This window comes from Micromonospora sp. WMMD735, from assembly GCF_049178995.1.
In the GTDB taxonomy this organism is placed as follows: domain Bacteria; phylum Actinomycetota; class Actinomycetes; order Mycobacteriales; family Micromonosporaceae; genus Micromonospora; species Micromonospora wenchangensis.
Window position 1 is genome coordinate 575512 of the sequence record NZ_JBMHMJ010000002.1, and the last position, 14846, is coordinate 590357.

Below are 14846 nucleotides of genomic sequence, written 5' to 3' on the forward strand. Positions count from 1 at the left end.
CTCAAGCCGTTCCCAAGCGGTGGCCGGAAGACTCGGGGCGCAGCCAGCACACGACGCCGAGAGAGGCGGGGCGGATGACCGGACGGGACGAGTCGGCGCACACACCGGGCGGGACACCGGTCGCCGTGGTGGGCATCGGCTGCCGGTTTCCCGGTGCCAACGGGTTGGCGCAGTTCTGGCGTCTGCTCAGCGACGGCGGCGACGCGATCACCGACGTGCCGGCCAGCCGGTACGACATCGACGCCTACCACGACCCGCGGCCGGGCACGCCGAACCGGATCGTCAGCCGCCGGGGCGGCTTCCTCGACCAGATCGACCAGTTCGACGCCGGCTACTTCGGGGTGGCCCCCCGGGAGGCGGAACGGATGGACCCCCAGCAGCGGCTGCTGCTGGAGACCGCGGCGGAGGCGCTGGCCGACGCCGGCCTGACCCGCGACCGGCTGTCCACCACCCGCACCGGCGTCTACGTCGGCGGCATGTCCTCGGCGTACGGGCAGCTGCTCAGCGACGCGTCGGTGCTGGACCTGCACGCGGCGACCGGCGGCGCACGAAGCTTCCTGGCCGGCCGGGTGTCCTTCGCCTTCGACCTGCGCGGCCCCAGCATGGCGGTGGACTGCGCCTGCTCCTCCAGCCTCGCGGCGCTGCACCTGGCCTACCAGAGCGTGCGCAACGGGGAGACCCAACTGGCGCTGGCCGGCGGGGTGAACCTGGTGATCGCCCCCGAGGAGACCATCCCGTTCTCGGCGGCCCGGATGCTCTCCGCCGACGGCCGGTGCAGGTTCGGCAGCGCCCACGGCGACGGCTTCGTCCGCAGCGAGGGGGTCGCCGTGCTGGTGCTCAAACCGCTGGACCGGGCCGAGGCCGACGGCGACGCCGTCCACGCGGTGATCTGGGGTTCCGCGGTCGGCAACGACGGCCAGTCCGGCGGCTACCTGCTCACACCCTCCCAGCCCGGCCAGGAGGAGACGCTGCGCGCTGCGTACGCCGACGCGGGCGTGTCCGCCACGCTGGTGGACTACGTCGAGGCGCACGGCACCGGGACCCCGGCCGGTGACCCGGTGGAGCTGGGCGCCCTCGGCGCGGTGGCCGGCGCGGGCCGGGACGGGCACTGCCTGGTCGGCTCGGTCAAGACGAACATCGGCCACACCGAGGCGGCCGCCGGGCTGGCCGGGGTCATCAAGGCGGTGCTCGCGCTCCAGCACCGGGAGATCCCGCCGAGCCTGCACGCCGCCGAGCTGACCGACGCGGTCGACTGGGCGGGGTTGCGGCTACGGCTGGTGCGGGAACGCACCCCCTGGCCGCAGACCGACCGGCCGGGCCTGGTCGGGGTCAGCTCGTTCGGCATCTCCGGAACCAACGCGCACGTGGTGCTCGGCGAGTACACCCCACCGGCGCCCGCGCCCGCGCCCGCCGACGGTGACACGCCCGACGGGGACGCCGCGCAGCTCCTGGTGCTCTCCGCACCCGACCGGGAGGCGCTCACCGCCCTCGCCACCGACTACGCGCGGTTCCTCGGGCCGGGTGGCGACGGGCGGGACCTGCCGTTGCGCGACGTGTGCTTCAGCGCGGCCACCCGCCGGGACCACCACGAGAACCGGCTGACCGCCGTCGGCGCGTCACCCGACGACCTGGTCGAGCGGCTTCGGGCGTACGCCGCCGGTGAGTCCCGCCCCCGGCTGGGCGGCACCGCGTCCGCGCCGGTGGACGGCGACCGGCCCACGGTCGTCTTCGTCTTCCCCGGGCAGGGCTCGCAGTGGGACGGCATGGGCCGCGAACTGCTGGCCCGCTCACCGGTCTTCCGCGACACGCTCACCCGCTGCGACGAGGTGATCCGCGCCGAGGTCGGCTGGTCGCTGCTGGCCCGGCTGACGGGGGAGACGGATGCCCCGGCGTCCATCGACACCGTCCAGCCGACCCTGTGGGCGATGCAGACCGCGCTCTGCGCCGTGCTGCGCGACTGGGGCGTCGAGCCCGACCACGTGGTCGGGCACAGCATGGGCGAGGTGGCGGCGGCCGGCGCGGCGGGCGCGCTCAGCCTCGCCGACGCCGGTGCGGTCATCTGCCGGCGCAGCCGGCTGCTGCGCACCGTCGCCGGGCAGGGCGTCATGTACTCGGTGGAGCTGTCCGCCGACGACGCCCGGGCCGCGCTGGCCGGCCACGAGCACCTCGTGTCCGTGGCGGTCAGCAACAGCCCCACCTCGACGGTCCTCTCCGGCGACCCGCAGGCGCTGGCCACCATCGTCGCGGGCCTCGACGAACGCGGCGTGTTCTGCCGGCAGGTCCGGGTCGACGTCGCCTCGCACAGCCCGCAGATGGACCAGCTCCGCGACGACCTGCTGGCCGACCTCGGCGACGTCACCCCCCGCGCGGGTCACGTCCGGTTGTACTCCACCGTGGACGACGCCCCCTGCGACGGTTCCGGCTGGGACGCCGCCTACTGGATCCGCAACCTGCGCGAACCGGTGCGGTTCGGGGCCGCGGTGGCACACCTCGCCGGATCGGGCGACACGGTGTTCGTCGAGATCAGCCCGCACCCCATCCTGCTGCCGGCCATCCAGGAGACCCTGGCGGCGGCCGGGACCGACGGTGCCGCCGTCGGCTGCCTGCGCCGCGACGAGCCGGAACGGGCCAGCCTGCTCGACACCGTCGCCGCCCTGCACCGCGCCGGCTGCCCGGTCGACTGGCGCCGGGTGGTCGGCGGGCCCCCGCCCCGCTACGTGCGGCTCCCTTCCTACCCGTGGCAGCGCCAGCGGTACTGGCTCGCCCCGACCCCGGCCGGACAGCCGGCCCCGCACCGCGTGGACCGGGTCGTCGACCCGGCCCGGGAGCCGTACCTGCTCGATCACCGGGTGCAGGGCACCGTGGTCGTGCCGGGCACCGCGTACGTCGAGCTGCTGCACACCGCCGCCGCCGGGATCTGCGCCGGGCAGACACCCGTGCTGCGCGACATCCGCTATCTCGACGCGCTGTTCCTGCGCCCGGACCAGCCGCCGCCCGCGCTGTCCACCACGTTCACCCCGCGCGGGCCCGACACCTGGGACGTGGCGGTGACCGGGGCGGAGACGACCCACGTCACCGCGACGGTCACCCGCACCCCGCCGCCCGAACGACGCCGGCTGCCGGTGGAGGCGACCCGTGCCGCCTGCCCCGACCAGCTCACCGGGGTCGACTTCTACCGCCGTTTCGCCGCGCGGGGCAACGAGTGGCAGGGCGCGTTCCAGGGCGTCGCGGAACTCTGGACGGGCGACGGTCAGGCACTCGGCCGCATCCAGGTGCCCGCCGGGGTCGACCCGGCCGGGTACACCTGCCACCCGGCGCTGCTGGACGCGTGCGGGCAGGTCCTCGCGTCGCTGATCCCGGCCGAGGACCGGTCGTCGGCGTTCGTCCTAGGCGGCATCGACGCGGTGACGATCCACCCCGACTCGGGCGTCCCCGGCTGGGCGCACGCCGTCGCGGTCACCGCCTGGCGGTCCGACTCGGTCTGTGGCGACCTCGTGGTGGCCGACGCCGACGGCCGGGTGATCGTCGAGATCGAGGGACTGCGCCTGCAGTACCTGCAACCCCCGGACTCGGTACGCGACCCCGACGGATGGTTCCACGAGCTGCGGTGGCAGCCGCTGCCGGCGCTGCCCGACGCGCCCCGGCCGGCCGAGCGCCGGCTGGTCTTCGCCGACCGGTCCGGCGTCGGCGACGCACTGCCCGCCGACGTCCGGGTGTTCGCGGGCGGCGGATACCAACGGCTGGCGGCCGACCGGTACGAGATCGACCCGACGGCACCGGCACAGTACCGGCGGTTGCTCGCCGACGTCCGGGCCGGGTTCGACGGCCTCGCGCCGACCGAGGTGGTGCACCTCTGGACGCTTGACGAGCCTGACAGCTCCCAGTCGGCGCAGCAGGCGGCCGGGGAGGCCGAACGCCTCGGCTGCGGCAGCGTCCTGCGGCTGCTGCGGGCGCTGGCCGACGCCGGCCTACCCGAGCCGCCCCGGCTGTCGCTGGTGAGCCGGGGCGCACACCGGGTGCGCGACGCCGACCGGACCGTGTCGATGTGGCAGGGCGCGCTGTGGGGCCTGGGCCGGGTCGTCGCCCACGAGCACCGGGAACTGCGCTGCGCGCTCGTCGACCTGGACCCGGCGGGCCCGTCCGCCGAACTCGCCGCCGCGCTGGACCGGGAACTGGCAGGTGTCGGGCCGGAGGACCAGGTGGCGCTGCGCGACGGCCAGCGGTACGCCGCCCGCCTGCTGCCCACGCCCGCCGGCCGGCCGGCCGACGCCGACGTCGCCCACCAGCTCCAGGTCACCTCGCCCGGCCTGCTCGACGGGGTGCGCCTGGTGCCGGTGCCGCGCCGGCCGCCGGGGCCGGGCGAGGTGGAGGTCCGCGCCGACCACCTCGCCCTGAACTACCGCGACGTGCTGATCGCCATGGACCTGTATCCGCGCCTGTCCGACCAGCCCGCGAGCATGATCGGCGAGTGCGCCGGCACGGTCACCCGGGTCGGACCGGGCGTGGCCGGACTGCGGCCCGGCGACGAGGTGGTGGCGATCTCGCTGCGCGTACCCGCCGCCAGCCACCTCTGCGTCGACGCGCACCTGGTACGCCGACGGCCGGCCCGGCTCACCGCGCAGGAGGCCGCCACCGTGCCGGTGGCCATGGTCACCGCGTACCACTCGCTGGTCCAGCTGGCGCAGGTGCGGCCCGGCGAACGGGTCCTGATCCACCACGCCACCGGCGGGGTGGGGCTGGCCGCGGTCCAGGTGGCCCGGTGGCGCGGTGCCGAGGTGTACGCCACCGCCGGCAGCCCGGACAAACGCGCGCTGCTGCGGATGATGGGCGTCACGCACGTGTCCGACTCGCGGGGCACCGGGTTCGCCGACGAGATCCGGGACGCCACCCGGGGCGAGGGCGTCGACGTGGTGCTCAACACGCAGGCGGGGGAGGGCCTGCTCCGCAGCGTGGAGCTGCTGGCCGACCGGGGGCGCTACGTCGAGCTGAGCCGGCGTGACCTGGTCGAGGGCACCCGGCTCGACCTGCGGCTGCTGGCGCGCGGGGCGTCGTTCTTCGTGGTCGACGTGGTGGACCTCGGGCTCAACGAACCACGCCGGCTCGGCGCGATCCTTCAGGAGACGCTGACCCTGGTGCAGGCCGGTCTGCTCGAACCGTTGCCGTACCGCGTCTTCTCCGCGACCGACCTGGTCGGCGCGTTCCGGCACATGGCCCAGGCCCGGCACGTGGGCAAGGTGCTGGTGTCCGTCGGGGAGCTGACCGCGCCGCAGCCCGCCCCGGCCCCGCACCGGCCGGTGCGGATCGATCCGACCGCCGGTTACCTGGTGACCGGTGGGCTCGGCGACCTCGGCCGGGTGGTCACCGACTGGCTGGTCCGCGAGGGGGCCCGGCACATCGTGCTCACCGGGCGTACCCCGCTGTCGGGGACCGGCGGCGCGGACCGGCTGGCGGAGCTGCGGCGGCACGGGGTGCGGGTGGCGTACGAGGCGGTCGACGTGGCCGACGAGGAGGCGATGCGGGCGGTCGTGGGGCGGCACGAGGCCGACGGCGTGACGATCCGGGGTGTGGTGCACGCCGCCGGGGTGATCGAGTACCGCGCCCTGTCCGAGCTGGACGACCGGACCCTGTCGGCGGTCCTGCGCCCGAAGGTCACCGGCGCGGCCGTGCTGCACCGGCTGTTCGCCGGGCAGCCGCTGGACTTCTTCGTGCTGTTCTCCTCCGGCTCGGCGGTGCTCAGCTCCCCGATGCTCGGCGCGTACGCGGCCGCGAACGCCGCCCTGGACTCGCTGGCCGACCAGCGCCGGCTCGCCGGTCAGACCGCGCTCAGCGTGAACTGGGGCTTCTGGTCGGTCGGCATGCCCGCGCGGGTCGGCCGGGAGCACGGCCGGGCGATCAACCCGGCCGGCATGGACACGTTCAGCCCCCGGGAGGGCATCGAGGCGCTGCGCCTGCTGCTGGCCCGCGACGCCACCCACGGCGTGGTGCTGCCGGCGGACTGGCGGCGGTGGGCGACCGCGCACCCGGACGCGGCGACCTCGCCACTACTGCGTGACCTGCTCGCCGACCCCACCGCCGTCGCCGCGCCCGCCGCCCCGGCGTCCGTCGTGCCCTGGTCGCCGCCGTCCACCTCCCCACCCCCGGCGCGACCCGAGGCCACCGCCCCGGTCACCACGGCCCCGGTCACCGCCGCCCCACCCGCCCCCGTGCCGACCCCTCCCGCACCGGTGGGGCCAGGGGAGGCGGGGGCCGGGGTGGCCGGCACGCTGACCGACCGGGACGCCGTGGAGCGTTACCTGGCCCAGGTCCTCGCGGAGGTGCTGGGCATGCCGTCGGCGCAGGTGCACACCCGGCGGCCGCTCAAGCGGCAGGGCCTGGACTCGCTGATGGCCGTGGAGGTCCGCACCCGGGTCCAGCGCGACCTGGGGATGCTGCTGCCGATCGCGAAGATGCTCGGCGGCCACAGCGTCGCCGAGCTGGCTGGCGAGGTGTTCAGCCAGCTGGGCGAGGCCGGCCGCCGCTGACGGGGCCGGGCCGGTGGGCGGTGCGGGTCGCCCCGCGTAGCCGTCCGCCGGCCCCGGTCCGCCCGGCCCCGCTCACCGGCGCGGCCGGGGCCCGGCACGAACGGTGGCGGTGACCGGACGCGCCGGTCACCGCCACCATGTCGTACGTCGGGTGTCGCCCGTCGCGCCGTCAGCCGCGGGCCGCGTCGGCCTGCGGGATCAGCTCCGCCCGCCGGGCCACCTCCGCGGCGAACTCGCCGAGCGTCATGATGGCGAGGGTCTCGATGTCGTCGTCGTCGAACGTCACACCGAACTGGTCCTCGACCCGCAGCGCGAGCTCGGACACGGCGAGCGAGTCGAGGTCCACACCGGACGGGCCGAGCATCGAGTCGGGGCCGGTGTCGTCGGTGTAGAAGTTCATCTCGCGCAGCGACTGCAGGGTGAACGCCAGGACCTCGTCGGCTGACATGGTGGGGCTACCTTCCTGTCGGATGGCGCGGGAGCGGCGGGGCCGGCGTCGGTCGACGACGTCGTCCTCCGTCACCGACGACCTGCGGCGTCATCACGTCGGTCGACGACGTACTGCCGAAATGAGTGGGCCGAAGCTATCAACGGGCACTCGCGGCGGTCAATGCGCCGGAAATGGCCTCCACGGGTGCGCAAGGCGGAGCGGCGGCGGAACTCGAGCAGTTCTCAGTCAGGCGTCGAGGTCACGTGCACCGCCCCGGCGCGCGGGGCAACTACAGTCCTTGCGATAGGCGGACGTGGCGCCATGGCCGGCCGACCCGGGAGACGCGCTTGAAGATCACCAACGTTCACCTGTCCGGGCTGGGTGTCTTCCAACCCCCCGTGGTCGACGCCGGCCAGGCCGCCCGGCGCGGCGACTACAGCCCGGCCGCCTACCTGGAGAACCGGCTGACCGGCACCTGCATCGCCGGGGACGTCTCACCGCCGGAGATGGCCGTGCACGCGGCCCGTCAGGCGCTGACCCGCGCCGCCGCCGACCCGACCGGGATCGGCCTGGTGCTGCACGCCTCCATCCACCACCAGGGCCCGGAGATGTGGCTGCCCGGCCCGTACATCCAGCGGGAGGTCGTCGGAACGGCGGCCCCCGCGTTCGAGGTCCGGTTGGGCTGCAACGGCGTGTTCGCGGCGCTGGAGATCGCCGCCGGGCACCTGGCCGGCGCGGCGGCCGGCGCGACGGTGCTGGTGACCACGGCGGAGAACCTCGGCTCGCCGCTGATCGACAGGTGGAACTCGGCACCCGGGTTCATCCTGGGCGACGCCGGCAGCGCGCTGCTGCTGGACCGCGACCACGGCTTCGCCCGGGTACGCGCCGTGGGCAGCGTCGCGGTGCCCGAGGTGGAGCCGCTGTACCGGGGCGGCGAGCCGCTGTACCCACCGGCGGCGGGCCAGGGCCGCACGATCGACATGCGCGAACGGGCCGAGTACTTCCGCGACAACGTGATGTCGCTGACCGACGCCGCCGAACTGAGGAACCGGGCCCGGCTCGACCTGATCGACCGCACGCTCGACGAGGCGGACCGCAAGCTGACCGACATGACCCGGGTCATCTGCGGGAACGCGGCGGCGTACATGGTGCAGCACGACCTGGTGGAGCCGCTGGGCATCACGATGGAGCGCACCACCTGGCAGTTCGGTCGCGGCGTCGGCCACACCGGCGCGAGCGACCAGCTGCTGTCGCTCAACCACCTGCTGGTCACCGGCCAGCTCGCCGCCGGTGACCACCTGCTGCTGTACGGGGGCGCACCGGCCACCCTGTCCTGCGCGGTCCTGGAGATCCTGGACGTCCCGGAGTGGGCCGGGGCATGACCGCGTCCCCGCGTGTCTGGTTCGTCACCGGCAGCTCGACCGGGATCGGCCGGGCGCTGGTGACCGAACTGCTCGCCCGGGGCGAGACGGTGGCGGCCACCGCCCGCGATCCGCGCGCCCTGGCCGACCTGCGACCTTCCGGCGCGGGAACACTGTGGACGGCCCGACTGGACGTCACCGATCCGGAGCAGATCCGGCAGGTCGTCGAGGACGCCGCCCGCGCGCTCGGCCGCCTCGACGTGGTGGTCAGCAACGCCGGTTACGCGCTGGTCGGCGCGGCCGAGGAGGCCAGCGGCGAGCAGGTCGACAGGCAGATCCGCACCAACCTGACCGGCCCCATCCACCTGGCCCGGGCGGTGCTGCCGTACCTGCGCGCGCAGGGCGGCGGGCGGATCATCCAGGTGTCGAGCATGGCCGGGCAACGGGGGTCACCCGGCACGGCCGTCTACTGCGCCACCAAGTGGGGCGTGGAGGGCTTCTTCGAGTCGCTGGCCGCCGAGGTGAAGGGCTTCGGGATAGGCGTGACGATCGTCGAGCCCGGCACCGTGAGCACCGGATTCTTCGGACGGAGCAAGGAACTGACCACCGCGTCGCCCGGCTACGCGGGCACCCCGGCGGCGATCCTGCGTCGCCGGGCGCAGGACGGCCGCCTGCCGTGCCGTGGCGACCTGGCGAAGATGGCCGCCGCCGTGGTCGACGTCGCCACCGGGCCGACCGCCCCGCTGCGACTCGCGCTCGGCAGCGACGCGTACGCCGCGATCCGGCGCGGCCTGACCGCGCGCCTGGCGGACCTGGAGGACCAGCGGGAACTCGCGTTCTCCACCGACCTGAACGCAGGCGACGGGTTGACGCCGCACCGAGGACCAGAGGGGAACGACGATGCGCATCACCGTCCTGGCGCTCGGCAGCCGCGGTGACGTCTATCCGCTGACGGCACTCGCCGCCGAGCTGGCCCGCCACGGCCACGAGGTACGCGTCGGGGCGTCGATGAACCTGGTCGACCTGCCCCGGCAGCTCGGCCTCGACGTGGTGCCGGTCGGCTGGAACCAGCAGTCGATGATGCAGACCGAGCGGGGCCGGGAGTGGGTCACCAAGAGCACCCTCGACTCCTTCCTCCAGATCACGATCGAGGCGTACCGGGACTACGGCCGTCGGTTCGGCGACGAGGCGATCGAGATCACCGCCGGCACCGAGGCCATCGTCTGCGCCGTGGTCAGTGAGCAGTGGGCCGCGACCCTGGCCGAGGCGTACGACGTCCCGCTGATCGCGTACGACCTCACGCCGTCGCGGCCGAACGACGTGGTGCCGCATCCGCTGGTGGCCCTCGACCCGCTGCCGACCGCCGCGGCGAACCGGGCCACCTACCTGCACTACACCCGACGGGCCTGGCGGTACCGGCGGGACCTGATGTTCGCGTTCCGTCGCCAGCTCGGCCTCCCCGCGATGCCGCCGCCCCCGAAGCAGCTGCGGCGACCGCTGGAGCTGCAGGGCTACAGTCCCACCCTGGTGCCGGGCCTGACCTGGGACGCCTACCGGCCGATCGTCGGTGACCTCCGGTTGACCCCGGACGACCTGGACCGCGCCGGGATGTCCACCCTCGATCCGGAGCTCGCGGGATGGCTCTCGGCGGGCGAACCGCCGGCCCTGCTGACGTTCGGCAGCACGCACGTGGCGGACCCGGCGGCGATGATGGCGGGCATCGGGCGGGTCTGCCGGTCGCTGGGGGTACGTGCCCTGGTGGCCACCGGCTGGGGCCTGGCCGGGGTCGCGCCGTCCACGTCACCGGAGCTGCGGGTGGTGCCCTACGTGGACTACGACCTGGTGCTGCCGCACTGTGCCATGGTGGTGCACCACGGCAGCGCCAGCATCACCGCCGCCGGTGTGCGCGCGGGCATCCCCACGATGGTCTGCTCCTCCTACGCCGACCAGCCGTTCTGGGGCCACCAGCTGCAACGGCTCGGCGTCGGTGTGCACGTGCGGTTCACCGACCTGTCCGAGGACGTGCTGCGCTCCGGCATGTCCCGCCTGACCACCGCCGCGCTGCGGCGGCGCGCGGCACAGCTCGGCGAGCAGATGCGCGCGGAACCCCACGGCACGCTCGTCGCCGCCGACGAGGTCGACAGGTACCTCGCCCGATGAGCGGTGCACCGACCGCCGCCGACCGTGGCCGGGCGGTCGTCGAGGAGGTGGTCGGGCTGCTCGACCTGCTGCCCGTCGACCCCGCGTCGGTCAGCACGGACCGGCTGGTGCCCGTCGCGGGGGTGTTCTCCGGACGCGGCACGACGCGGGGCACCACCCGCCGGTACGGGGGGCTCATCGCCGCCCAGGCGCTGACCGCCGCCGCGCACACCGTGCGCTCCGGTCGACCGGTGCACTCGCTGCACGCCTACTTCACCCGGCCGGGCGACAGCCGCAGGCCCGTCACCTACCTGGTCGAGACCCTGCGCGACGGCCCGTCCATGTCCGCCCGGCGGGTGGTCGCCCTCCAGCGCGACACCCCGATCTTCTTCCTGACCGCCTCGTTCCACGACCCCGGCAGCGGCCCGGCGCACGGGCGGCCCGCGCCCGAGGTCACGCCGCCGCACGAGGTGCCGACCCTGGCCCGGCTGCTCGCCGACGCGCCCGATCGGCTGGCCGCCGTGCAGGACATGCTCTTCGCGTTCGACGTCAGGTACCTCGGCCCGCCGCCCGGCGGGCGGACCGACGGGGAGCGGGCGGGCGAGGCACACCGTCGGGCCTGGGTACGGGTGGCCGGGAGGCTGCCCGACGCCGCGTCGCTGCACGCCGGCGCGCTGGTGCTCGTCTCGGATCTGCCCCTGCTGCTCAGCGCGATGGTGGCCGGGCACACGACCGAGTGGGGTCCGGGTGACCTCGGCGTCAGCATCGACCACACGGTGTGGTTCCACCGACCCTGCCGGGCCGACGAGTGGCTGCTGTACGACTGCGACAGCCCGTGGGCGGCGGCCGGTCGTGGCCTGGCGACCGGTCGGCTGTACACGCGCGACGGCGACCTGGTGGCCACGGTGGCCCAGGAGGGGCTGCTGCTGACCCGGTCCGCCCGCTGAGCCGGGAAACGACGAGTCGGCCCCGGCGGGTCGGGGCCGGTCCGCCGGCTCAGACCGGGACTGCCTCGATCGCGCCGTCGGTGACGCCCGCGACGGCGAAGCCGGCGTCGGCGAGGAGCCGGCCGTACTCCGCCGCGGTGCGGTCCCGGCCCTCCATCAGGACCAGCATCAGCAGATCCACGATCCGGTTGCGGGGTGCCCCCCAGGTGCCCGCGCCGGCGCCGGCCCGCTGCGGCTGTGCCGGCAGCAGCTCCTCCAGCACCAGCAGCCGCGCCCCGGCCGGCATCGCCGCCCGTACCCGGGCCAGCACCCGGGCGACGTTCCCGTCGTCCCAGTTGTGCAGGACCCGCCGCAGCACGTACCGGTCCCCGCCGGTGGGCACCCGGTCGAAGAAGCTGCCGACGACGACGTCGACCCGGTCCAGGACCCCGGCGGCGGCGAGCCGGGCACGTCCCCGGGCGGCGGCCTCGGGCAGCTCGACGAGGACCCCGCGCAGCCCGGGGCGGGCCCGCAGGAGGTCGGCGAGCAGGCCGCCGTCGCCGCCACCGAGGTCCACCACCGTACGGGCGTCGTCGAACAGCCGGGCGGGGGGCGGCGGCGGTTCCGGGGCGGTGGACATCGCCCCGTTGAACGTCGCGGCCAGCTCGGGATGCCCGCCCAGGTACTCGTAGAAGGACTCGCCGAAGCGGTCGGTGAAGGCCGGCCGGCCGGTGCGGACGGTGTCGAGCAGGCCGGCGAACGAGGCGAAGACCTCCTGGCCGTACAGGACCGCCGTGTCGCGGACCGAACCGGGGACGTCGGTGCGCAGGTATTCCCCCATGCCGGACAGGACGAAGTCGTCGGGACCGGTCTGGCGCAGGACACCGGCGTCGGCGAGCGCGGCGAGCAACCGGCGCAGCGCCACCGGGTCCAGTCCGGCGGCGGTCGCCAGCTCGCCGCCGCCGGTGGTGCCCGCGGCGATCCGGTCGGCCAGGCCGAGCAGGGCGAACACCGAACACGCCTGCGCCGTCCAGGTGGCACAGAGCACCGTGAGCAGCCGCTTGCGGAAGTAATCGTCGTCACGCGCCACGGATGGCCCTCCACTGAGACTCTAGTGAATGTCCAGAGAAGTGCGGGCCGGGCCCGCAGGCGCCTCGGTATGGTCGATTCGGCCCGGTCATCCTCGCATTAACCAGGGTGCGCTGACAATTGTCGTCAATGGGGAGCCGTGGGGGATCGAATGGGTGCGGTCGCTGCGGTCGGGTGCTCCGTCGGGGCGTACCGTCGTGCCGGCTGACCTGGTGGTGCGGCTGCGCCGCACGGTGGACGACGGGCGGGCGACGGCCCGCGCGCTACTCGTCGAGACGGCCGCGGCGCTGGCCGGCGTCCCGCCGGCCGCGGTGACCGTGGAGCACACGGCGACGGGTGCGCCGGTGCTGCGCGGTGTCGCCACCGGCTGGCACACCAGCGTCAGCCACACCCGTGGCCTGGTCGCGGTTGCGGTGTCCCGACACGGACCGGTCGGCGTCGACGTGGAGGCGCTGCGCCCGTTGCCCGCGGTGGCGCTGAGCCGGCGGTGGTTCGCCCCGGAGGACACCGACTGGCTACGCGGTCGGCCGGCGCAACGGCTCGGCGTCGACTTCCTGGCGCTGTGGACCGGCAAGGAGGCGGTGGCCAAGCTGCACGGCACCGGGCTGTGCGGCGGCCGGCTGCTGCGCTGGCGCACCGCGCCGCCGGCGCCACCGGCGTGGCGGGCCGCCGTCGACGCCCCCGGCGTCCTGGTGACCCACCGGGAGTTGCCAGGTCACGTCCTGGCGGTCGCCCGCGCGTCGGCGTGGCCCGGCCGCCCCCGGCCGGCCGTCGGTCGCTGATGCGGACCGCGCTCGTCCTCGGCGGCAGCATCGCCGGCCTGGTGGCCGCCCGGGTCCTGGCCGACCACGCCGACCACGTGTGGATCGTCGAGCCCGACCGGTTGGCGGACGCCCCGGTGATCCGCCGTGGCGCGCCGCACGGCAGCCAGGCGCACACCCTGCTCGGCCGGGGCCGGACGGTCATCGACCGGCTGCTGCCCGGCGTCGTACGGCAGATGGTGCGCGAGGGCGGCCAACTGGTCACCAGCGGTCCCGGTGGCGCGCAGTGGTTCCTCAACGGCCGGGCCAAGGTCCCGGTACGTGGCGGCAGCGTGGTCAGCGTGTCCCGGCCGTTCCTGGAGTGGCACCTCCGCCGGCGGGTCCTCGCGCTGCCCAACGTGGCCCTGGTCGGCGGGACCGCGGTCGGGCTCACCGCCACCGCCGGCCGGGTCGACGGGGCGCTGGTGCGCGCCCCGGGCCACACCGACGCCCAGCGGCACGGCGCGGACCTCGTGGTGGACGCCACCGGGCGGTCCAGCCGGCTGGCCGACTGGCTCGGCCGGCTCGGCTACCCCGCCCCCGACAAACGCCGGATGGCCCTGGACCTCGGCTACGCCACCTGCCTGTTCCACCGGGAACCCGGCCAGCGGCTGGCCGGGCACGTGGCGGTGTACTCGGTCCACACGCCGAGCCGGGCGCGCACCGGACCCAGCTCGATGACGCCCGTCGAGGGGAACCGCTGGCTGACGCTGGTCAGCGGCTACGGCGACCGGCGGCCGGGCCGTGACCTGGGCGGGTTCCTGCAGCGTTGCCGGTCGGACCCGGCCACCCCGCTGCGGCTGCTGCCGGACGCGTGCGAGCCGGCCAGCGAGGTGTACGTGCACCGCTTTCCCGACAGCGTCCGCCGGGACTTCGACCGGCTGGACCGGTTCCCCGCCGGGCTGGTGGCGATCGGTGACGCGGTCGCCTCGTTCAACCCGACCTACGGACAGGGCATCTCGGTGGCGGCCCTGCAGGCGGTCGCGCTCGGCGAGTGGCTCGCCGAGCCGGGCGCGGTGGACCGGCCGGCGTACGGGTACTTCCGGCGGGTGCGGGCGGTGGTGGACGACGCCTGGGACTTCTCCGCCGCGCAGGACTGCTACCTGCCGCACGTGACCGTCGCCCGACCGTTCGGCTGGCGGCTGCGCCGGGGCCTGGCCGAGGCGGTCCAGCACGCCACCGTGACCGACGAGGTGGTCCACCGGGCTTTCCTGGAGGTCGTCAACCTGACGGCCGGCCCCGCCCGGCTGCGCCGTCCGGAGATCCTCTGGCGGGTCGGGGCGGCGGCGCTGCGCCGGCGGTGAACCGGCCCGTCCGAAGCGTGGCGCTCGGGACGCTTCGGGGCGACCCATCCCGTTTTTTAATGAAGGCCATCAATGATGTCGATGTGTGGGTGACTGCCGCCCGTCCCGGGTCACCGCAGGGCCCTGCTCTTCCGCCTCGCCGAGGGGTCTGGCCTCGGTTTTCCCCCCGGTCCTCGAAAATTGCTCGAACAATTGACGACGATCGCTCAGAAACCGGCTAGCCTCTCAGTCGAACGTCGCACCACTGCGACGCGAAAAGGCCCGAATGTCGCCTGT

9 protein-coding genes are annotated in these 14846 nt (G+C 75.0%); 7 read left to right on the forward strand and 2 right to left on the reverse strand.

Annotation, left to right across the window (positions count from 1 at the left end; all coding sequences use genetic code 11):
* The first annotated feature begins 74 nt into the window (after positions 1–74).
* Complete coding sequence (locus ACN268_RS02590; protein WP_421481536.1) at positions 75–6521, forward strand: type I polyketide synthase; 6447 nt, start codon at positions 75–77, stop codon at positions 6519–6521.
* A 169-nt stretch (positions 6522–6690) separates the two neighbouring features.
* On the opposite strand, the gene ACN268_RS02595 is transcribed toward ACN268_RS02590, so the two are convergent.
* Entirely contained in the window at positions 6691–6969 is a 279-nt protein-coding gene (locus ACN268_RS02595) for a phosphopantetheine-binding protein (protein ID WP_363654658.1), read from the reverse strand.
* A 329-nt stretch (positions 6970–7298) separates the two neighbouring features.
* On the opposite strand from ACN268_RS02595, the gene ACN268_RS02600 reads away from it, so the two are divergent.
* Genes ACN268_RS02600 through ACN268_RS02615 form a run of 4 tightly spaced genes read left to right on the forward strand, consistent with a single transcriptional unit; the run spans position 7299 to position 11398 of the window.
* Complete coding sequence (locus ACN268_RS02600; RefSeq protein ID WP_421481537.1) at positions 7299–8333, forward strand: ketoacyl-ACP synthase III family protein; 1035 nt, start codon at positions 7299–7301, stop codon at positions 8331–8333.
* The gene (locus tag ACN268_RS02605; protein ID WP_421481538.1) at positions 8330–9250 is read left to right on the forward strand and encodes an SDR family oxidoreductase; all 921 of its coding nucleotides are present in this window, start codon (positions 8330–8332) and stop codon (positions 9248–9250) included. Before ACN268_RS02600 ends, ACN268_RS02605 begins: the two co-directional genes overlap by 4 nt.
* Positions 9213–10472 (forward strand): glycosyltransferase, encoded by a 1260-nt coding sequence (locus ACN268_RS02610; RefSeq protein WP_421481539.1) that lies wholly within the window; start codon positions 9213–9215, stop codon positions 10470–10472. Before ACN268_RS02605 ends, ACN268_RS02610 begins: the two co-directional genes overlap by 38 nt.
* Positions 10469–11398 (forward strand): acyl-CoA thioesterase domain-containing protein, encoded by a 930-nt coding sequence (locus ACN268_RS02615; protein ID WP_421481540.1) that lies wholly within the window; start codon positions 10469–10471, stop codon positions 11396–11398. Before ACN268_RS02610 ends, ACN268_RS02615 begins: the two co-directional genes overlap by 4 nt.
* A gap of 49 nt (positions 11399–11447) precedes the next feature.
* On the opposite strand, the gene ACN268_RS02620 is transcribed toward ACN268_RS02615, so the two are convergent.
* Positions 11448–12467: a methyltransferase gene (locus ACN268_RS02620; protein WP_421481541.1), complete on the reverse strand. Its 1020-nt coding sequence runs from the start codon at positions 12465–12467 to the stop codon at positions 11448–11450.
* Positions 12468–12663: 196 nt separating this feature from the next.
* Here ACN268_RS02620 and ACN268_RS02625 point away from each other — a divergent pair, with 196 nt between their 5' ends.
* Positions 12664–13248, forward strand: coding sequence for a 4'-phosphopantetheinyl transferase family protein (locus ACN268_RS02625; protein ID WP_421481542.1), 585 nt, complete (start codon positions 12664–12666; stop codon positions 13246–13248).
* Positions 13248–14570, forward strand: a complete 1323-nt coding sequence (locus ACN268_RS02630) for an FAD-dependent oxidoreductase (RefSeq protein ID WP_421481543.1) — start codon at positions 13248–13250, stop codon at positions 14568–14570. Before ACN268_RS02625 ends, ACN268_RS02630 begins: the two co-directional genes overlap by 1 nt.
* Positions 14571–14846 lie beyond the last annotated feature (276 nt).